A 19,919-nucleotide genomic window follows, 5' to 3' on the forward strand; every position below is an offset into this window, starting at 1 on the left:
TTTTTCACCCAAATTTGTATGCTTATTAGCATAACATTTCTTTCTTAATGGGTGGCCAAAATCACTGTACCACTACAAGAACTAGGCAGAAGAGCCAAGCGAATAGTTCCATTTAGCTCTAATTTATTATTTAATGCGCCTGCTTGTTCAATGCTTGTAAAGGGAATAAATACAAAGGATGAAGGCTTACTTGGTCGCCTTCGAGATAACTTTGCTATTTTGCTTACCATTATAGAAAGCCGGATAGAATTTATTGAACAACAATTAGAAAAAGCGACGATACGCCAACAAGCTTTAAACACTCTAAAAAGTCAACTTGCTGATGATTTTAGTACCATAAAAAAGCTATGCTCAGAGCAAGATAAACAAATAAAAATACTCGTAAATGACTTATCTCAAGCTATACAATCAAAAATGATCACTCTAGGCTTAGATGAAGAGCAAGAGTCGGAGCTAGTAGGATTAGTTGATGAAACGAAAGAAATTGTAGAAGAAACCTTAATCCTGTCTTTTACACTAGAAGATAAATTACAAGCCATTACAAAACGCTTAAAAGCTGTTGAATAATATAAGTACAATTTATAGACCAAGCCCGACAGAACCATGACGTTAAAACTTCAACCTTACTTCGCTCTTTTACAATTAAGCTCAAGAGTCAGTGATTATTGTAGTGTTACTAATGACATTCATGACAATTTCGCTGCTTTTAAAGGGTTATAAACACATAAATTAGTAACTAAATTAATTAAATCATCAACTTGTGTCACCTAAATTAGAACTCTGTTGGGTGGCGCCTTCGGCTTAACCAACCTACCTTTTAACGTAGGTCGGATAAGTGGCGAAGCCACGCCATCCGACAAAAATGATGAATTGACTTGGGGCAACCCGATTTATCATGCTGTGCTTAATATGCAAAATAACGGCTTTTAAGCCTCTTTTGTAAATTTAAGTTCTGATATGTGAAGTTAATATTTGATCATTCTGTTCTTTAACCAAATAATTTTAGATAAATCATTACACTGCGTAGTTTGCATCAACTAATTGACTAACAACAATATTTGAAATATTTTTGTTAGACTTTAACCAAAGCTCAACGTCTGCTCTATCTTGGTTAGTCGCCGAACCATAACGATTAACAGAACAAATAAAACCACTGAATGACTTACAGTCACCTCCACCAGCAATACAAAGTTTTCTTTTATCGATGAATTCTAAAAGCCCATCTAGTAATAAATCAAATTCCGCTTCAGTAGCATTTAAATTACAAGTAAATTCAAAACCTAGAATAGCAAATTCATCTAAATACAATTTCTTGCGTAATCGTCTACTTTTAGTACTCATAAATATCCTTTGGCATATGACGCCAACTTATTAACCCGCCAATGAGGTATATAGAATAAGTTATAAAGAAACAAAATCCAAAGATAATTTACTATTTAACAAATAGTTAGAACATAACTAACTATTAAGTTGTTATCTGAGTGCTTTTTAATGAAGAGATTTATTCACAAAAAGGATAAGAGACGCTGCGCTTTTAGAGGAAAATAGCGGCTTGAATTAAGCCACTTTGAAGAATTTATGTTCTGATGTCTGAAGTCAAGATTTGACCCCTTTGGTTTTTTTATTCAAACCAAGGTGCATATTCACACCAATCGACGTCATTACTGGATGCATAGTCATATTTAAAGTGAGTTTAAAAAGTAACAACACTTGGTTTTTTGAATAAAAAGATCAAGAAAACACAGCTGCTTGCTTGACCGGAACTTTCTAATAAATAACCCCTTTGGTTTCAACATAGTATAAAAGTGCCAAAATATTAAAAAACGGAACGACACCTATTAATAGCGCAGTGACTTTATTTCTATTTTTACTTTTTGCTAATATTAAACAAAATGTTCCAACAGCAATAGCCTCTACGATAATGAGGTGTGGGACAATCACCGCCATTAAAGACAGTTCACCACTTCTTAACATCTCCATAATATCCATATACTTCTCCAATTCCTATCAGGTAGCTAACGCCCAAATAACAGGCTAAGTAATGGTTGGCTAAAATGTGTAGCGAAGCGTAACGTAGCCAACTGTTACGTGTCCTTGTTTATTTTCTTGTTATGTCATGTGTTGCTGAAAGTTACCAAAATATGGCTTTATGGCTGTTATTAATGACTCTTTACACTCTCCCTTTATCAGTCTTACTACTGTCTCAGGTAAACTACCATTAGATAAACCTAATGATGTACTAACTTGAGTACAAAGTGATTTACGATTATATAAGGCAAGTAATTGTTTATAATCTTTAGCTTCCAATACATCGGTGAATCGTTGATTTATATCTGAATATATTTGATTAACATCGATACTTGTTACTAAATCTTGTAGTGCTGTATTAATATTAGTAGCGCCTTTTTGGCTCACATCAAATACATTAAGTTTAAATTTTATTTCGCTTGATACATGTAGTGATACTTGTGTATCAAGTTCAGACTGGAGTCGACCAAAAATTGTATTAGATACTGTAGAGAAATCATTAGCTGAATCACGAGCAAGCCTTTCACTTACGATTTTTAATACCTCCTCTGCACAAAATAGATTTTCAACTTCAGCAACTTCTAGAACATATATAGAACCTTGCTCTAGCTGCGTTATTTCAGCTTGGAGGCGTCTATCTCTATCTATTACCCCAAATACATTTAAATGATGAATTTGCGAATTGGCTTTTAGTGCCTTTACAGATTGAATGACTTGTGTGCAACTACCGCGAGGAATGACAAGAAAGTTAGGTAATAATTCTCGGTAAAGACTGCTATCGAAGCTACCATTTTCTCCTTCGACAAATACAACTGGTTTTCTACTGCCTAATACTTCAATGAGCAGCTCATTCGGTAAATTTTCATCCTCATTGATAAGCTCCCAATCCCACTTTTGACCATCGAATGACTTCAACCAGATAGTTTTTGCTGCTTCTTTAGCTGCTGCAAAATCGACGTCATGGGTTAAATAAACAAAAAGGCAGTCTTGACGTAGTTTTTCTATAGCATCCCACAGAGGCGCTTGTACTGATTTATGTAAGTGTAATTCAGGTTCATCTATTACTATAATGCCATCTTTTGGAGCCGCTAAGCACTGCCCTATAAGATAAAATATAACTCTCTCTCCATCACTCATTTCGGAAGAATTATATACTTTGTCTTCTTGGCCTTTTATTCGTGTTTGAATCCGCAGCCCTCCAATAATCAATTCTCTATGAGGGAGAGTTTTTTCCCAAAGCTCTTTGACATGATCAATTTTAGTTTTTGGCGGCTCAACACGATCTTCCGAAGCAATGCACGCTCTTTTGAATTTGGCATTCTCTTCTGTTTCGTCAGAAAATAAATAAACCATGAGCTTTTGGAAGTCATTCAAAAATGTAGTTGCAGGCTTACTACTCCATTTATTTACTTTGTGATGATAATTCCACCCAGGATTCCCAAATAGTAAGTCTTTTTCCGCTTGCTCAATTGATTGTGGAGTCGTGGAATCCGGCAAGGCTAAAGATTTTTGCGCAGAGATTCTATGCACAAATTCTTTCTGTGGTGAATTTATTTCTATCCATGTACCTAATCTGGTTTTACCTGAACCATTAGCACCTATAAGTAACATACTTTGGCATACTTCAATGGATTCAGTTATATTTTCTTTGGGAAGGGTTAGTGCTTTAGTGACCAATTTTATCTACTCCATCAGAATGACCTAACAACTTTGTATCCGACATTTGTCGTTTTATAAACCGACAAATGTCTAAATATTACAATTAATCTAATGTAACCAGCGAATAAACACATGTAAACAATTAGTTAGCTCTTACTTGAATTTACTGGATGCAGAAAAACACCAAAATGGTAGAGATCAGTAATATTGGATAAAAAGTGTTGTGCAAATAAACAATAAAGGCAGGTTTATTATTTTTACTGACAAATAGCGTAACTTAGACTTTTATTTTCGCCTTGAGCCTTTCTCCTTGAACCTTTTACCTTTAACTTTTTATCCACAAAAAAGCCACTGTTCATTACAAACAGCGGCTTTCTTTATTAAAGCTGACAGCTAGTATTTTACGCTTTACCAATCACTTCAAGTCCACCCATGTATGGGCGTAATACTTCTGGTACGACTACAGAGCCGTCGGCTTGTTGGTAGTTTTCTAGTATTGCTACAAGTGTACGACCAACCGCTAAACCTGAGCCGTTTAGTGTGTGTAAAAGCTCTGGTTTTTTAGCGCCTTCACGACGAAAACGTGCTTGCATACGGCGTGCTTGGAAATCAACCATGTTTGAACATGATGAAATTTCGCGATAAGTGTCTTGTGCTGGTAACCATACTTCTAAATCGTATGTTTTAGCTGCGCCAAAACCCATGTCGCCCATACATAAAATCACTTTACGGTATGGCAATTCTAGCGCTTGTAAAATTTGCTCAGCATGGCCTGTTAGCTCTTCGAGTGCTTGCATTGAATCTTCTGGTTTTACAAGCTGTACAAGCTCTACTTTATCAAACTGGTGCTGACGGATTAAACCGCGTGTATCGCGGCCGTAGCTGCCTGCTTCACTTCTAAAACACGGTGTGTGCGCTGTTAAGCGAATAGGTAAATCGCTTTCTTCGTAAATTTCATCACGGGCGCTGTTTGTAAGCGGTACTTCTGCCGTAGGAATAAGGCTAAAGCCAGCTTGCTGCTCGCCATCATCGTTCACTAGGCCTAACGTGTGAAATAAATCGCCCGCAAACTTAGGTAATTGGCTGGTGCCGTAAAGGCTTGCGCTATTCACTAAGTACGGTACATACATTTCTGTGTAGCCGTTTTTATCTGTGTGGGTGTCTAGCATGTATTGGGTAAGTGCACGGTGCATACGTGCTACTTGGCCGCGCATTACGGTAAAACGTGCGCCACTAATTTTAACGCCCATTTCAAAGTCTAGGCCGTTTAGGTCTTGCCCTACGTCAACGTGGTCTTTAACTTCAAAATCGTACTTTTTAGGGGTGCCCCAAGTTAAAATTTCTACGTTGTCGTCTTCGTCAGCGCCTTCTGGTACCGACTCATCCGGTAAGTTTGGAATTGCTAAGGCAATTTGTTTAATTGCTTCTAACACTTCGTCTTGCTCAGCTTTAGCCGCGTCTAACTCGCTGCCTAAGTTAGCAACTGCGTCTAGCAATGGTTGTGCGTCTTCGCCTTTTGCTTTTGCTTGGCCAATGGCTTTAGCACTGGCGTTACGTTGACTTTGAAGTTCTTGCGTTTTTACTTGTAATGTTTTGCGTTTTTCTTCAAGTTCAGTCACTACCGCTACATCTAGCTCATAACCACGTGCGGCTAAACGTGCTGCAGTTTGTTCGACATCTTGACGTAAATATTTAGAATCTAACATGTTAGTTTTTTAACCTTTTTGCATTACTAGCTGAAGGCCCAGCCAAGCCATAAAAATACACACCATCACGTTTAAGATGATATTGAGGGCCATTTTAATAAAGTGACCTTGTTGTAATAACAACAACGAATCCATTGAGAATGTTGAAAAGGTGGTTAACGCACCTAAAAAGCCAATTCCGATGAGGGTTTTAGCAGGACTGACGGCAATAACTTGTTTATCTATTAAACCGTATAAAATGCCCATCAACAATGAACCCAGAATATTAACCGTCAACGTGCCAAAAGGGAATCCCCTACCGAGGAGTTTTAGCATGGTTTCGCTAATAAAAAACCGTAAACAGGCTCCTGACGCTCCGCCAAGGGCTATCATCATGTAAAGTTTAATCATGCTCATAACGTTTTATTGGGCTTTGTGCGTCGCGCTCTTTTAAATAATCGAGCTTTTGTTTAATTTTTTGCTCAAGTCCACGATCACTTGGCTGGTAGTATTGTTTGCCATCCATTTCTGGCGGTAGGTATTTTTCGCCAGCAGCAAATGCGCCTTCTTCATTATGCGCATATCGATACTCTGCGCCATAGCCTAAGTCTTTCATTAAATTGGTGGGGGCGTTGCGTAAATGCTCTGGTACTGGGTAGCTTGGCTCGTTTTTAGCGTCTTGTTTGGCTTGATTAAACGCCATATAAACCGCATTACTTTTAGGTGCACTAGCCAAGTACAAAGTGGCCTGTGCAATGGCGCGCTCACCTTCGCTTGGGCCAACACGTTGGAATATATCCCATGCGTTCAAAGCCACTTCCATCGCGCGTGGATCGGCGTTGCCGATGTCTTCTGTGGCAATTGCTAATAAGCGCCTTGCAACATAAAGCGGGTCGCCGCCACCGGCTAAAATACGGCAGTACCAATAAAGCGCACCATCGGGCGAACTGCCCCGTACTGATTTATGAAACGCCGAAATTAAATCGTAAAATTCATCGCCGCCTTTATCGTATTTAGCTAAATGCGTAGGGAGTACTTGGCTCAGTACCTGTTCGTCTACGTTGTACTTGCCGTTTTGCTCAGTGGTTAAATCGACTGCTTGCTCGAGTAAATTAAGCACTTTACGAGCATCGCCACCGCTTGCTTGACACAGCGCTTGTTTGGCGTTATCTGCAATCACGATTTGCTTTTGGCTAAGTTGTTCGTCTTGTTTGAGTGCGCGCTCTATTACTGTGTATAAATCGCTTTCCTGCAAGGATTTTAATACATACACCCTTGCGCGAGATAAAATCGCATTATTAAGCGCAAACGAGGGGTTTTCGGTGGTGGCGCCTACAAATATAAAAGTGCCATCTTCAATATGCGGTAAAAACGCATCTTGCTGAGACTTATTAAAGCGGTGTACTTCGTCAACAAACATTAAAGTGCGCTGACCGCGGCTTTGTAAGTTATCGCGCGCTTGGGTTACGCTATCGCGTATATCTTTCACCCCGGCAGTTACCGCCGACATTTGAATTAGTTCAGCGTCGGCATGGTTGGCAATAATTTGCGCCAGCGTAGTTTTACCTACCCCCGGCGGCCCCCATAAAATTAAACTATGGCAGCGCCCTGCTACTATCGCTTGATGAAGAGGTTTATCAGCGCTGAGTAAATGTTGCTGCCCTATGTAATCGTTAAGCGATAAAGGGCGCATACGCGCAGCGAGTGGGCGCACATCGGGCCCAAAGTTAAATCCTAAATTACTCACCGTTACTCTGATCGTCTATTTCTACACCCGCTGGCGGGGTAAATTCAAAAGTTGTTTTATCAAGCTCAGTATTAACCTGTGCATTGCTAAATGTAAACGCAGACAGCTGGCCTGAGTTATCTTTAACTACCAGTTTTGCAAGCCCTTGCTCGTTATCAGCAAAAGTAATATCAAGCTGCTCTACTTGGCTTTCTACGCCTTTATTTGGGGTAATCCTAAAGCCTAAATCGGTAGCGATCACGCTGTATTTTTCCCATTGCGCAGGGTCTTTAGAGGTGAGCAATATAAACGGCGTTGAGTCAATTAAACCGCTGGTTTTCATAATGGTTACTTGCTCAGCAAAGCTATCAAAGTAATAGGTTTTATCGCCGTTTGATACAAATAAAGTGTCGTCTGGGTTAGTTTGCTGCCAGCGGATCATTAATGGCTGTTGCAACGCAATATTGCCTTGACCTTGCATTACCAGTTGGCCTTCACCGTCGGTTACGTTTTGTTTAAATTGTGCTTTAAAGCTTTTTAAAGTCGATAACTTATCTTGTAATGCTTGGCTGTCGTCAGCAAAGCTTGGCATCGCCACTAAACTGCCCAATACCAATAATAAACTGTTTAATTTTTTCATTAATTTGCTCCATTAGGTACTAATACATCGCGCGCGCCGTTGTGTCCTGGTGCACTCACGATACCTGATGTTTCCATTTGTTCTACTAATCGTGCAGCACGGTTATAGCCTACACGTAATTTACGTTGCACTGATGATACCGATACTTTACCGGTTTCTATTACAAAGGCGACTGCTTCGTCGTATAACGGATCTGACTCTTCATCGCCATTTTCGCTGGCTTCCCCTGGTAATAGAATATCTTCCGTGGCATCACCATTTAAAATCTCGTCTATGTAATTTGGTTTAGCACGGGCTTTCCAATCGTTTACCACGGCATGTACTTCATGGTCGTCTACAAACGCGCCATGCACACGCTCTGGTACACTGGTGCCTGGCGGTAAATAAAGCATGTCACCCATGCCTAATAAATTTTCTGCGCCTTGTTGATCTAGTATGGTGCGCGAATCTATTTTACTTGATACCTGAAACGCCATACGTGTAGGTATGTTCGCTTTTATTAAACCGGTTATTACATCAACCGATGGGCGCTGTGTTGCCAAAATTAAGTGAATACCCGCAGCACGCGCTTTTTGCGCTATACGGGCAATTAACTCTTCAACTTTTTTACCTACAATCATCATCATGTCGGCAAATTCGTCAATAACCACCACAATGCTAGGTAATTTATCTAGCTCATCTGGGCCGTCTTTCATGCCATCGGTATCTTTAAATAATGGATCCATAATTGGGTAGCCCGCCTCTTTGGCTTCCATTACTTTTTGGTTATACCCTTTTAAGTTACGCACACCTAATGCCGACATCAGCTTATAACGGCGTTCCATTTCACCTACACACCAGCGCAGTGCGTTAGCCGCTTCTTTCATGTCGGTCACAACTTCACATAATAAATGCGGAATGCCTTCGTATACTGAAAGCTCAAGCATTTTCGGGTCAATCATGATCATACGAACATCTTCTGGGCCCGATTTATACAGTAAGCTTAATATCATTACATTAACGCCCACTGACTTACCTGAACCGGTTGTACCGGCCACTAATAAATGTGGCATTTTACCTAAGTCGGCACACACAGGTTGCCCTGCAATATCTTTACCTAGCACCATGGTCAGTGGCGATGGGTTTTGCTCAAACTTAGGCGCGTTTATGACTTCTGATAAACGTACAATTTCACGGTATTTATTAGGCAGCTCAATACCGATATAGGTTTTACCAGGAATAACTTCAACCACGCGCACACTAATTGCCGAAAGTGAACGCGCTAAATCTTTTGACAGCCCTGTAATTTTAGACACCTTAATACCCGGTGCTAAATCAAGCTCAAAACGAGTAACAACAGGCCCGGGGTAAACCCCAACCACAGTGGCTTGCACGTTAAAGTCGAGTAGTTTTGTTTCTACAAGGCGTGATACGCTATCGAGCTCTTCTTGCGAAATTGGGTTTTTTGCTTTGTCGGGCCTGTCGAGTAAATCCAGTGATGGCAATGGCCCCGGTGGTGGCTCTTGCTCTAATAATTGCTCAAACTTTTCTTTTGCAGTTGGCGGCGGTTGAAACCCTGATTTTGGCTTGTTAATTGGCCTTGCTGGTGAAACCACGGTTGTTGCTGGTTTTTCAGGTTCAACCACAGGGCTTTGATCCAGCGCGTTAAGTGCTGCCTCGGTGTCCATAGGTTCATCGTCTATGGCGCTAAAGCTAATTTCTTGATCGAGTATTTGGTCAAGCTCGTCAAACGGCATAAATTCGTCGTCTTGAGGGGCGTTTACTTTAGTTGTTGGTTTGTCGAGTGCTTTTGGTCTGTCTGCTTTTTTATCAGCAAGTTCAGGTTCTTGTTGGCGTGTATCGTCTTCAAAATAAGCATCGGGTTGCTCGTCTTGTACTTTACCTGCAATGCGTTCGCGTTGCATCCAGCCCCGGGCATAGGTCACCAAAAAGCGGTATAACCGAACAATTAAATCACCTAAGTAATCAACAAATTGTACCCACGACACACCCGTTAACAGTGTTAAGCCTGCAAAAAAGAAACACAGTAGTAAAATAGAGGTACCGGTAAAATTAAACGCTGGCATCATGGCTGATGCAATCACATCACCCACTACCCCACCGGATGAAAAGTTATAAATATCATCAAAATTAATACTGCTAATAGCGGTTGCTGAGGTAATAAACAGCGCAAAACCAATAATGCGTAATCCAAGTGTGGTGTAATCGAGTTGTAAAATACGGTGTGGCTGCTTAAACACCAAGTAACCTAGCAGCTGAATAGCCGCTGGCACAAAATAGGCAAGCCAGCCAAAGGTAAGTAATAGTATGTCGGCCACCCACGCGCCCGCTGTACCCGTAATATTTTGTACGTTGGTAAATTCACCCGTTTGCGACCAAGCAGGATCGGCAGGATGAAAACTAATTAAAGCACATAAAATAAATACCGCTGCAAAGGTGCTGACGATGAGCCCCGTTTCTAATAGTCTTTGTACACCGTTTAGGCGCATAATTACCTATCCCTCATTATTATTTTTTACACTCACTTGGCAATAGAATACCTTAGCAGGAAATGTATTTTGATGCACTTTATCTTAACCATGATGGCCTGATTATGAACAAGTTTTTATTATTTAGTCGTACACTTATTAAAAAAGCAAAGTTGGCTGCAACAATAAAAGTATATTAAAGGCTGTTACTCTATCATTAAGCAACAAAAGGACGGATCACCACGCCCTCTTCACCTTTTACTTCTTCCATGACTACATAAGTGCGGCTTTCACTCACATTAGGCAACTTTAATAGTATATCACCGAGCACGCCTCGGTATTCTGACATATCGTTAACCCGGGTTTTTAATAAAAAGTCGAAATTACCCGAAACCAAATGACATTCTATAATTTCTTCGTGCTTTCTAACAGCGGCACTGAACTCTTCAAATACGTCGGGCGATGTTTTGGTAATGGTTACTTCCACATACACAGAAAGCCCTTGACCAAGCTTGGCAGGATCAACCACGGCTTTGTAGCCTAAAATATATCCTTCGCGCTCTAGCTTTTTCACTCGCTCTAGACAGGGCGTGGCGCTTAGGCCAACTCGTCGGGCCAGTTCAACATTTGACAGGCGGCCATCGAGTTGTAATTCGACTAAAATCTTGCGATCAATACGGTCTAATAAGTTATGCATAGCTTTTTAGTTTTTTATTCTAATAAAATCGATTTAACAGATACTAACACTACAAAGACCTTAAAAAAAGGTGAGACACACTACCCTAGCATGAATATAATAGTGAAAAATTTTTATCCCGTTCTAACAAGGCAAAATTATGATTATTGGTGTACCTAAAGAAATTAAAAACCATGAGTACCGTGTAGGTATGGTTCCTGCGAGTGTTCGCGAACTTGTAAATCACGGTCACCAAGTGATTGTTGAAACTAACGCTGGTATGGGCATTGGTTTTACAGATGATGATTATGTTCAAGCAGGTGCTGAAATTTTAGAAACAGCTGCTGACGTTTTTGCAAAAGCAGAAATGATCATTAAGGTAAAAGAGCCACAAGCTGTTGAACGTGCAATGTTACGTGAAGACCAAATTCTTTTCACTTACCTTCACCTTGCACCGGATCTTCCACAAACTGAAGACCTTGTTAAAAGTAAAGCAATCTGTATTGCTTATGAAACAGTGACTGACTCACGCGGCGGTTTACCACTATTGGCACCAATGAGTGAAGTAGCGGGTCGTATGTCTATTCAAGCAGGTGCACAAGCGCTAGAAAAAGCAAACCACGGTCGTGGTATGTTACTAGGTGGTGTACCAGGTGTTGAGCCAGCTAAAGTTGTTGTTATTGGTGGCGGCATGGTTGGTCGTAGCGCTGCACAAATGGCGGTTGGCTTAGGTGCTGAGGTTGTTGTACTTGACCGTAACATCGACGTACTACGTGCACTAGACGCACAGTTTGGTAACAAAGTTAAAGCTATTTACTCAACAGCTGACGCGCTTGAAAAGCACGTACTAGAAGCTGACCTAGTAATTGGTGGCGTGCTTATCCCAGGTGCTGCTGCACCTAAACTAGTGACTGCTGAACACATTAAAGCAATGAAGCCAGGTGCTGCTATTGTTGATGTTGCGATTGACCAAGGTGGTTGTATTGCAACCTCTAAAGCAACTACGCACGCTGATCCTACTTTCATCGTTGATGAAGTTGTTCACTACTGTGTTGCTAACATGCCTGGTGCTGTTCCACGTACATCTACGTTTGCACTTAATAATGCAACATTACCGTTCATCATTAACCTTGCAAACAAAGGTTACAAAAAAGCACTACTAGATGACGCTCACTTCTTAAAAGGCTTAAACGTAATTAAAGGCCAAGTAACATACAAAGAAGTAGCTGAAGCGTTCAACATGGAATATGTTGACCCACGTACTGCAGTAGAAAACGCGTAACTATTATTGTTACCGCTTATACCTAAGTCATTATTTAGGTATAAGCATTAAAAAAGCAGCTAATTAGCTGCTTTTTTTGTATCTAAATTTTAGGGTCTGTGGTCAACAGACCCTCGTATTATATAAATCGTTTAATAATAAAATCGACTTTTACGCGCTTAGCTTGACCAAGCAGTTTTTTCACCGGCTGCGGGTAATCGTCCATGGTTTCTAAATCATTTGGACCGGTTAAACGACGACAATGCTTTAAAATTTCTTGGCGTTCATTATCAATGTCGCGCATTATCGTTTGCTCAGGATCTTCTATCAGGATGCCATTTTCGATATCGAGCCCCCACGCGCGCGGATTTAGGTTATGCCCGCTAAGTAAATGCACTTTACGGTCGCAGCAAATCCCTTTTAGATGGAACGAGTTACTCTCGTGTTTCCACAGGTATACGTTTAGGTTGCCATTATCTATGTGGCGTTTTTGCGATTTTACAAACTTGTGCAAAATAGTTTCGTATAAATAAGGCAGTGCACCAATTTTACTAAATGGCTCGCTAGGTGGCAGGTAAAAATCGTTTGCGGTTTTATCGCCCACCACAATAGTAACCTGCTTACCTTGCTTTAATAAGCGACGTAAAGAGCGCATTAAAGGCGCTGGAAAATTAAAATACGGCGTGTATAACACCAATTCTTGCTCGGTGGTATCAAATAACGCTTTAATTAAGCGATTGAGCTCGTTATTACGACGGCCTAACCCTAAAAATAAACGAATACCCATTGCATGGGTATTAAACTCTTGCGCATTTTTATAACTTGCCGATTTAAGCTCACGCATAAGTTGCTTTTGTTCAAGCTTAAAGTCAGCCATACGTTTAAGCGGTCGTTGATCAATTCTTGGTACCGCTTCAGAACTTAATAAAGTTGATTCGATAAAATCGACTACTGAGTCACATAATTCGCTTTGCGATACTAAAAAGTAGCGATCGAGCCGGTATCGGTCGCTATATTGCAAATACACATTATTTAAACTGGCACCGCTGTAGAGCAGTGTGTCGTCAATAACAAAGCCTTTTAAATGTAACACCCCAAACAGTTCTTTTGCCTTTACGGGGACACCATACACTTGAACGTTTGAATTAAATTTTTCTAAATCGTCGCAATATAAGCTTGCATTGCCCTCTGACTTTTCAGCTCCAATTAAACCGCGTTGCGCACGATGAAAATCCACCAATACTTTTATCTCAAGCGCAGGATTAGCTAACGAAGCACTGTGTAGTGCAGCTAATATTTCACGACCCGCTTCATCATCTTGTAAGTAGAGTGTGGTGATATAAATTCGTTTTTTTGCGTTGGCAATTAAATCTAACAATTGCGTACGGTATTCTTGCGCATTGGTTAAGACGTTAACGTCTTTTGAAGTCAACCCAAATGCGGGTTTCTCTTGCCAAAATAACATAGTTGCCTATTCACTTAGGTCACATAATTAAGCAGTGACAAATCAAAATTAGTTAAAAGATAACAAAAAAAATCAGGCTGGTCATGAATTAACGTCGTTTTATTGGCTAACAGTCTATTTATTAGTCGAGCACTGCCTATAAGTCATTTACTAGTACACATTAATGAACAGCTTCGGAATTTGCGAAAAAAAATAATCTCATCTTTTATTTACTTCCTGCTTGTTTTTCTTAGAATCGGGCGCATTAAAACCGTATTAAACGTTTAGGAAAAGATCATGACTGAAGCAAAACATTGTAAGTTACTTATTTTAGGTTCGGGCCCTGCAGGCTATACAGCTGCAGTTTACGCTGCACGTGCTAATTTAAACCCTGTTTTAATTACAGGTATTCAACAAGGTGGCCAGCTAACAACCACTACTGAAGTTGAAAACTGGCCTGGCGATGCACACGGTTTAACCGGCCCTGCATTAATGGATCGTATGAAAGAGCATGCAGAACGCTTTGAAACTGAAATTGTGTTCGACCACATCAACAAAGTTGACGTATCTAAGCGCCCTTTCACACTAACCGGTGACCAAGGTACTTACACCTGTGATGCTTTAATCATAGCAACAGGTGCCTCTGCTAAATATTTAGGCTTAGAGTCTGAGACTAATTTCCAAGGTCGTGGCGTTTCGGCTTGTGCAACCTGTGACGGCTTTTTCTATAAAGGTCAAAAAGTAGCGGTTGTTGGTGGTGGTAATACAGCGGTTGAAGAAGCGTTATACCTATCTAACATTGCTGATGAAGTTCATGTTATTCACCGTCGTGATAGTTTCCGTAGTGAAAAGATTCTTGCTGACCGCCTTGCTGAAAAAGCAGCAAACGGTAACGTTGTCATGCACTACAACCGTACACTCGATGAAGTGCTTGGTGACCAAATGGGCGTGACCGGCGTTCGCATTAAAGATGTGGCATCAGATGCTACTGAAGAACTTGATTTAGCGGGTGTGTTTATTGCCATTGGCCATAAGCCAAACACCGATATGTTTGAAGGTCAGCTAGAAATGAAAGACGGCTACTTAGTAGTTGAGTCTGGTCTTAACGGTAATGCAACACAAACTAGTGTGCCAGGCGTATTTGCTGCCGGTGATGTGTCTGATCATATCTACCGTCAAGCAATCACTTCTGCGGGTACTGGCTGTATGGCTGCACTTGATGCAGAACGCTTTTTAGATAATCTGTAATTTAGAATCTAAATTAGAAAAGGGCTGAATTTTCAGCCCTTTTTTGTGCCCAAACATAACTGGACTAACACCAAAATTCATTGTACTTATAATTGAAATTAGTTTTATTTATACAATTAATGGCTTAGGTGCGATAGGATCTAAGGGTGAGCAACAAATACCGTCAAATTATATAAGTAAAACTAGCTATAATTATCGTCAGGAATAAAAGCTTTATTCATTTAGGCATTACTAGAGACTGTAAAATCAGTTAAAATGCTTAACTTCATATCAAGTAAATTACCGAGAGTTTTCTATGAGTTTGTATACAAAATATATGGAAGAAATCCAAACCCGTAAAACGGAGCTTGGATTAAGCCCACAACCAATCGATAGCGCTGAACTAGTATCAGAAATAATTAATCAAATTAAAGATACTAATAACGAGCACCGTAAAGATTCACTGCATTTCTTTATTTATAATACTTTACCTGGAACAACTAGTGCTGCGGGCGTTAAAGCACAGTTTCTAAAAGAAATCATTTTAGGTGAAGAGCACGTTGCAGAGATCACTCCAGAATTTGCATTTGAACTGCTTTCACACATGAAAGGCGGCCCGTCAATTGAAATGCTAATTGATTTAGCATTTGGTGATGACGCAGCAATCGCAGCACAAGCGGCAGAAGTACTTAAAACTCAGGTATTCTTATACGATGCTGATATGGAGCGCATAAAAGCGGCCTACGAAGCAGGTAACGCAATTGCTAAAGAATTACTAGAGAGTTTCTCAAAAGCTGAATTCTTCACAAAACTTCCTGACATCGAAGAAAAAATCGAAGTAGTAACTTACATTGCTGGTGAAGGCGACATCTCAACTGATTTACTGTCTCCAGGTAACCAAGCACACTCACGTGCTGACCGTGAATTACACGGTAAGTGTATGATCACTGAAGAAGCACAACAAGAAATCGTTGAACTTCAAAAGAAACACCCTAATGCTAAAGTAATGCTTATTGCTGAAAAAGGCACCATGGGCGTTGGTTCATCTCGTATGTCTGGTGTAAATAACGTTGCACTTTGGGCGGGTAAACAAGCAAGTCCATACGTTCCTTTCATCAACATTGCACCTGTTGTTGCAGGTACTAATGGTATCGCACCAATCTTCTTAACGACGGTTGATGTAACCGGCGGTATTGGTCTTGATCTTAAAAACTGGGTTAAGAAAGTAGATGCAGACGGCAATACTGTAACTGATGAAAATGGCGATGCAGTGCTTGAAGAAGCTTATTCAGTTGCCACAGGTACTGTATTAACAATCAATACAAAAGAGAAAAAGCTTTATAACGGTGATAAAGAACTGGTTGATGTATCATCAGCGTTCACACCGCAAAAAGTTGAATTCATGAAAGCTGGTGGTTCATACGCTGTAGTATTTGGTAAGAAACTACAAACGTTTGCTGCTGAAACGCTCGGCATTGAAACTCCTCTTGTGTATGCACCTTCAAAAGAAATTTCACATGAAGGCCAAGGCTTAACAGCGGTTGAAAAAATCTTTAACCGTAATGCGGTAGGTGTTCTATCTGATACACCACTTCATGCAGGCTCAAACGTTCGCGTTAAAGTGAACATCGTTGGTTCGCAAGATACAACCGGTCCAATGACAGCACAAGAATTAGAAGCGATGGCGGCTTCAACGATTTCACCACTTGTTGATGGTGCTTATCAGTCTGGTTGTCACACTGCATCAGTATGGGATAGCAAAGCACAAGCTAACATTCCTAAACTAATGGCGTTTATGAATAAGTTTGGTTTGATCACTGCACGTGACCCGAAAGGCGTTTACCATGCAATGACTGACGTTATTCACAAAGTATTGAACGACATTACAATTGATGATCGCGCTATCATCATCGGTGGTGACTCGCATACTCGTATGTCTAAAGGCGTTGCCTTTGGTGCCGATTCAGGTACTGTTGCTGTTGCACTTGCAACCGGTGAATCAGCGATGCCGATTCCTGATTCAGTTAAAGTGACGTTTAAAGGCAAAATGGCTAAGCACATGGATTTCCGCGACGTTGTTCATGCAACGCAAGCGCAAATGCTTAAGCAATTTGGTGGCGAAAACGTATTCCAAGGTCGTATCATTGAAGTGCATATTGGTACCCTAATGGCTGACCAAGCGTTTACTTTCACTGACTGGACTGCAGAAATGAAAGCGAAAGCGTCAATCTGTATTTCAAATGATGAAACGCTAATTAAGTCAATTGAACTTGCTAAATCACGTATCCAAATCATGATCAACAAAGGTATGGATAACGAAGCGCAAACGCTACAAGGTCTAATCGACTTAGCTGACAAACGTATTGCAGGTATTCAATCTGGTGAAGAGCCAGCACTTTCTCCAGACGACAACGCTAAATACCACGCAGAAGTTGTGGTTGATTTGGACCAAATCGTTGAGCCAATGATTGCCGATCCAGACGTGAACAACGATGACGTCTCTAAGCGTTATACTCACGATGTGATCCGCCCTGTTTCTTTTTACAACGACAAACCTGTTGATTTAGGTTTCGTTGGTTCGTGTATGGTTCACAAAGGCGATATGAAAATTATTGCTCACATGCTGCGTAACCTAGAAAAGAAAAACGGTTCTATCTCATTCAAAGCACCATTAGTTGTTGCGCCACCAACATACAACATTGTTGATGAGCTTAAAGCGGAAGGCGACTGGGATATTCTTGCTAAATACGCAGGTTTTGAATTTGATGATGAAAAACCAAAAACAGCGGCACGTACTAAGTATGAAAATATCCTATACCTAGAACGCCCTGGTTGTAACTTATGTATGGGTAACCAAGAAAAAGCAGAACCTGGTGACACTGTTATCGCAACATCAACTCGTCTGTTCCAAGGCCGTGTAGTAGCCGATACATCTGAGAAAAAAGGTGAGTCACTACTAGGTTCTACGCCGGTTGTAGTACTTTCTACTGTACTTGGTCGTTTCCCGACTATCGAAGAGTATAAGTCTGCGGTTGAAGGTATTGACCTTACCTCGTTTACACCTGTTGAAGAAGCAATGACAACTAAGTTTAACGCTGGACAAGCAGTACCTGTAAAAGTGGTTAGCTAATTCGATTAGTTTACCATTTAATTAAGCGCGTTTTTTAACGCGCTTTTTTTATGTCTAAAATTTACCTAACAGGAATGTAAGCCCTGCTCAACCCTATGGACAACAAAATAATTTGTGGTTTGTGATTTTAAAGCAACAGGTTACACTTTACCTTGACCATGCAGTTATTCAATCGGTGTTATGACTAAACAACTCTATCAACTCGCTCAAAGCCACTTTGCTTTTCCTGATCCCAACCATGCATTAGATGATCCCGATGGTTTACTTGCCATTGGTGGATGCTTATCGGTAGCGCGATTAAAAAATGCCTACAGCCAAGGTATTTTTCCGTGGTTTAGTGAGCACGAGCCAATTATGTGGTGGTCGCCTAGTGAGCGCGGTATTGTTGAGCTCAATGACTTTCATGTTAGTAAAAGCCTACGAAAACATTTAAAAAAGCACCCGGTCACCGTAACCATTAATCATGCCTTTGAAGAAGTGATAGAAGCATGTCGCGATCAACGTATTGATACCGATGGCACCTGGATCACCCCACAAATGCAACAGGCGTACATTAAAGCCCATCACCATGGCCTTGCTCATAGTTTAGAGGTTTGGCGCGAGGGAGAGCTTGCAGGTGGCTTATATGGGATTATGCAAACAGGTGTTTTTTGTGGTGAATCAATGTTTCATCATCAAACAAATTGCTCCAAACTGGCTATGTGGGCGCTGGTTAATTGGCTTAAACGCCATAATGCGCACTTTATTGATTGCCAATTAGAAAATCCTTATTTAATGTCGTTAGGTGCTAGCGTTATTCCACGTGAAGAATTTTTAACTAAACTTAATAAAGGACAGTGTTACACCCCAGCTGCCAGTATGTGGCAGCCACAGGAGCTAATCGCGATTTATGAATGAACAACTTCCCGCTCGTATTGGCCTAAGCCAACCATTTGAATGCAGTTATTTGCCTAACCGCCAAGAGCAACTGTTGGTCATACTCGATCCGAGTTGTTACAGTAGTACTAAATTTGAGTCATTGTTAGCATTAGGCTTTCGTCGCAGTGGTAACCAAATTTACCGTCCGCACTGCCCTATTTGCAGCGCGTGTAGTTCTGTGCGCGTTTTAGCTGATGAGTTTATGCCGACAAAATCGCAAAAACGTAAACTTAACAAAGCAAAAAACCGCTTTGAGGTAAAATATTCTCAAGTTGAACGCGAACAATACTATCCACTTTACAGTAAATACATTAGCTTGCGCCACCAAGACGGTAGTATGTATCCACCTGATAAATCACAATTTCAAAGCTTTTTGTTTTGTAGCTGGTTAACCATTACCTTTATAGAGCTTTGGGATCAAGAAAACTTAGTGGCTGTTGCTGTAACTGATTGTATGGACAATGCTATTTCGGCAATTTATACATTTTTTGACCCTGACTATGAGCACTTTAGTTTAGGCACTGTAATGATATTACAGCAACTTAAATTTGCTAAACTACAACAAAAACAATTTGTTTATTTAGGCTATCAAATAGATGAATGCGACAAAATGAACTATAAAACGCAGTTTTTACCTGCTCAAAAACAGTGCAATGACCAGTGGCTGGCTATTTAATTTACAAAAATAGCCCCTGCGCCTTTACTTATTGGCGTATTTTGGGCAAAATCTGCAGCGTTTAACTATTAAAGAGGTGTTACGCTAAACATGGCGAAAGAAGACGTAATCGAAATGCAAGGGACAGTCCTTGATACTTTACCAAATACAATGTTCCGAGTTGAGCTAGAAAATGGTCACGTAGTTGTGGCTCATATTTCAGGTAAAATGCGCAAAAACTATATCCGTATTTTAACCGGCGATAAAGTAACGGTAGAAATGACTCCTTACGATTTATCGAAAGGTCGTATCGTATTCCGTGCTCGCTAAGTAAGTGCGTAAACGAGATTTAGTTTTTGGCTAGTGCAAACTAGCTTTAAGCGTTTATTAAATGTAATTAAT

General features: G+C 40.5%; 17 protein-coding genes. 7 read left to right on the plus strand and 10 right to left on the minus strand.

All coding sequences use genetic code 11. The features are described 5' to 3' along the window. Window positions 1–51 precede the first annotated feature (51 nt). Entirely contained in the window at window positions 52–567 is a 516-nt protein-coding gene (locus QL984_RS10415) for a hypothetical protein (RefSeq protein WP_290172653.1), read from the plus strand. Between the two features lie 447 nt (window positions 568–1,014). Here QL984_RS10415 and QL984_RS10420 read toward each other — a convergent pair whose 3' ends face one another. The 9 genes from QL984_RS10420 to lrp all read right to left on the minus strand — a co-directional run bounded on the left by QL984_RS10420 (window position 1,015) and on the right by lrp (window position 10,903). Next, complete coding sequence (locus QL984_RS10420; RefSeq protein WP_128583628.1) at window positions 1,015–1,341, minus strand: YggL family protein; 327 nt, start codon at window positions 1,339–1,341, stop codon at window positions 1,015–1,017. Between the two features lie 426 nt (window positions 1,342–1,767). Next, window positions 1,768–1,989, minus strand: a complete 222-nt coding sequence (locus QL984_RS10425; protein ID WP_128583629.1) for a hypothetical protein — start codon at window positions 1,987–1,989, stop codon at window positions 1,768–1,770. 120 nt (window positions 1,990–2,109) lie between these two features. Further along, complete coding sequence (locus QL984_RS10430; protein WP_208597486.1) at window positions 2,110–3,705, minus strand: DUF4435 domain-containing protein; 1,596 nt, start codon at window positions 3,703–3,705, stop codon at window positions 2,110–2,112. Between the two features lie 383 nt (window positions 3,706–4,088). Further along, complete coding sequence (serS, locus tag QL984_RS10435) at window positions 4,089–5,393, minus strand: serine--tRNA ligase (RefSeq protein WP_024601694.1); 1,305 nt, start codon at window positions 5,391–5,393, stop codon at window positions 4,089–4,091. Between the two features lie 9 nt (window positions 5,394–5,402). Continuing rightward, the gene (gene crcB / locus QL984_RS10440; protein ID WP_010389726.1) at window positions 5,403–5,783 is read right to left on the minus strand and encodes a fluoride efflux transporter CrcB; all 381 of its coding nucleotides are present in this window, start codon (window positions 5,781–5,783) and stop codon (window positions 5,403–5,405) included. Then, entirely contained in the window at window positions 5,776–7,119 is a 1,344-nt protein-coding gene (locus QL984_RS10445) for a replication-associated recombination protein A (protein WP_013464762.1), read from the minus strand. Before QL984_RS10445 ends, crcB begins: the two co-directional genes overlap by 8 nt. After that, entirely contained in the window at window positions 7,112–7,738 is a 627-nt protein-coding gene (gene lolA / locus QL984_RS10450; protein ID WP_290172659.1) for an outer membrane lipoprotein chaperone LolA, read from the minus strand. The genes QL984_RS10445 and lolA overlap by 8 nt, the downstream gene beginning before the upstream one ends. After that, entirely contained in the window at window positions 7,738–10,227 is a 2,490-nt protein-coding gene (locus QL984_RS10455; protein WP_013464760.1) for a DNA translocase FtsK 4TM domain-containing protein, read from the minus strand. The genes lolA and QL984_RS10455 overlap by 1 nt, the downstream gene beginning before the upstream one ends. Before the next feature lie 196 nt (window positions 10,228–10,423). Further along, the gene (lrp, locus tag QL984_RS10460) at window positions 10,424–10,903 is read right to left on the minus strand and encodes a leucine-responsive transcriptional regulator Lrp (protein WP_008110073.1); all 480 of its coding nucleotides are present in this window, start codon (window positions 10,901–10,903) and stop codon (window positions 10,424–10,426) included. Window positions 10,904–11,042: 139 nt separating this feature from the next. On the opposite strand from lrp, the gene ald reads away from it, so the two are divergent. After that, entirely contained in the window at window positions 11,043–12,164 is a 1,122-nt protein-coding gene (gene ald, locus QL984_RS10465) for an alanine dehydrogenase (protein WP_273181747.1), read from the plus strand. Between the two features lie 118 nt (window positions 12,165–12,282). Here the strand turns inward: ald and pssA are convergent, their stop codons facing one another. Continuing rightward, window positions 12,283–13,608: a CDP-diacylglycerol--serine O-phosphatidyltransferase gene (gene pssA / locus QL984_RS10470; RefSeq protein WP_028835872.1), complete on the minus strand. Its 1,326-nt coding sequence runs from the start codon at window positions 13,606–13,608 to the stop codon at window positions 12,283–12,285. A 276-nt stretch (window positions 13,609–13,884) separates the two neighbouring features. Between pssA and trxB the strand changes: the two genes are divergently transcribed. From trxB to infA, 5 genes are all read left to right on the plus strand, one after another. Continuing rightward, a complete protein-coding gene (gene trxB / locus QL984_RS10475; RefSeq protein ID WP_008110078.1) occupies window positions 13,885–14,835 on the plus strand; it encodes a thioredoxin-disulfide reductase in 951 nt (316 codons plus the stop codon). 295 nt (window positions 14,836–15,130) lie between these two features. Further along, window positions 15,131–17,944 (plus strand): bifunctional aconitate hydratase 2/2-methylisocitrate dehydratase, encoded by a 2,814-nt coding sequence (locus tag QL984_RS10480; RefSeq protein ID WP_081844607.1) that lies wholly within the window; start codon window positions 15,131–15,133, stop codon window positions 17,942–17,944. Window positions 17,945–18,124: 180 nt separating this feature from the next. After that, window positions 18,125–18,841 (plus strand): leucyl/phenylalanyl-tRNA--protein transferase, encoded by a 717-nt coding sequence (aat, locus tag QL984_RS10485; RefSeq protein ID WP_290172666.1) that lies wholly within the window; start codon window positions 18,125–18,127, stop codon window positions 18,839–18,841. Then, complete coding sequence (locus QL984_RS10490) at window positions 18,834–19,538, plus strand: arginyltransferase (protein WP_064663105.1); 705 nt, start codon at window positions 18,834–18,836, stop codon at window positions 19,536–19,538. The genes aat and QL984_RS10490 overlap by 8 nt, the downstream gene beginning before the upstream one ends. A 90-nt stretch (window positions 19,539–19,628) precedes the next feature. Next, complete coding sequence (gene infA / locus QL984_RS10495; protein WP_002962494.1) at window positions 19,629–19,847, plus strand: translation initiation factor IF-1; 219 nt, start codon at window positions 19,629–19,631, stop codon at window positions 19,845–19,847. The last annotated feature ends 72 nt before the right edge of the window (window positions 19,848–19,919 follow it).

The organism is Pseudoalteromonas sp. APC 3495 (assembly GCF_030407645.1).
Classification (GTDB): Bacteria; Pseudomonadota; Gammaproteobacteria; order Enterobacterales; family Alteromonadaceae; genus Pseudoalteromonas; species Pseudoalteromonas tetraodonis.

Coding starts and splice junctions, on each gene's coding strand:
- infA (WP_002962494.1), top strand. CDS start 19,629: ATGGCGAAAGAAGACGTAATCGAAATGCAAGGGACAGTCCTTGATACT.
- crcB (WP_010389726.1), bottom strand. CDS start 5,783: ATGATTAAACTTTACATGATGATAGCCCTTGGCGGAGCGTCAGGAGCC.
- serS (WP_024601694.1), bottom strand. CDS start 5,393: ATGTTAGATTCTAAATATTTACGTCAAGATGTCGAACAAACTGCAGCA.
- trxB (WP_008110078.1), top strand. CDS start 13,885: ATGACTGAAGCAAAACATTGTAAGTTACTTATTTTAGGTTCGGGCCCT.
- QL984_RS10420 (WP_128583628.1), bottom strand. CDS start 1,341: ATGAGTACTAAAAGTAGACGATTACGCAAGAAATTGTATTTAGATGAA.
- QL984_RS10455 (WP_013464760.1), bottom strand. CDS start 10,227: ATGCGCCTAAACGGTGTACAAAGACTATTAGAAACGGGGCTCATCGTC.
- QL984_RS10425 (WP_128583629.1), bottom strand. CDS start 1,989: ATGGATATTATGGAGATGTTAAGAAGTGGTGAACTGTCTTTAATGGCG.
- pssA (WP_028835872.1), bottom strand. CDS start 13,608: ATGTTATTTTGGCAAGAGAAACCCGCATTTGGGTTGACTTCAAAAGAC.
- QL984_RS10480 (WP_081844607.1), top strand. CDS start 15,131: ATGAGTTTGTATACAAAATATATGGAAGAAATCCAAACCCGTAAAACG.
- lolA (WP_290172659.1), bottom strand. CDS start 7,738: ATGAAAAAATTAAACAGTTTATTATTGGTATTGGGCAGTTTAGTGGCG.
- QL984_RS10490 (WP_064663105.1), top strand. CDS start 18,834: ATGAATGAACAACTTCCCGCTCGTATTGGCCTAAGCCAACCATTTGAA.
- aat (WP_290172666.1), top strand. CDS start 18,125: ATGACTAAACAACTCTATCAACTCGCTCAAAGCCACTTTGCTTTTCCT.
- lrp (WP_008110073.1), bottom strand. CDS start 10,903: ATGCATAACTTATTAGACCGTATTGATCGCAAGATTTTAGTCGAATTA.
- ald (WP_273181747.1), top strand. CDS start 11,043: ATGATTATTGGTGTACCTAAAGAAATTAAAAACCATGAGTACCGTGTA.